The organism is Massilia sp. 05N420 (assembly GCF_056397205.1).
Genome location: NZ_JBFTMX010000243.1, coordinates 1 through 388, shown reverse-complemented (window position 1 = coordinate 388; position 388 = coordinate 1). Strand labels below are relative to the sequence as shown.

The 388-nt window shown below is 62.1% G+C and carries 1 pseudogene; it reads right to left on the bottom strand.

Annotated elements, in window-relative coordinates:
* Positions 1-155 precede the first annotated feature (155 nt).
* Positions 156-388: pseudogene (locus AC1DIX_RS28160) on the bottom strand (DUF1697 domain-containing protein); the annotation flags it as partial.

The following is a 388-nucleotide window of genomic DNA, read 5'->3' as shown; positions in this document are numbered from 1 at the left end:
GGACAAGGAACCGAACTGGCTGCCGGCACCCAAGGGTCCCTTCGTGATCGCGACGCGGCTCTACTGGCCGAAGCCGGAGGCGCTGGACGGAAAGTGGAAACAACCGCCGATGACCAAGGTGACCTAAGCGCGGGTGGCGGTTCAGGCATTCGAGCTTAGCCCCGATCGTTCATCTCAGCCGCCATCTCCACGAGCTTGCGCACCGTGTTGATATTGCGCGAGGTTCCGGCCTTCAGTGCCGGAAGCTTGAGCTTCGATTTCCCTGATCCGATAGGGTAGTGCACATAGATCTCGTGGCCGGAGATCACCGCCTCTTCACCGTCAGGCGCCACCATGCTTTCGAGCGCGTCCCGGGGCGCGGCTTCGGCAAGGAAATGCACCACCACGA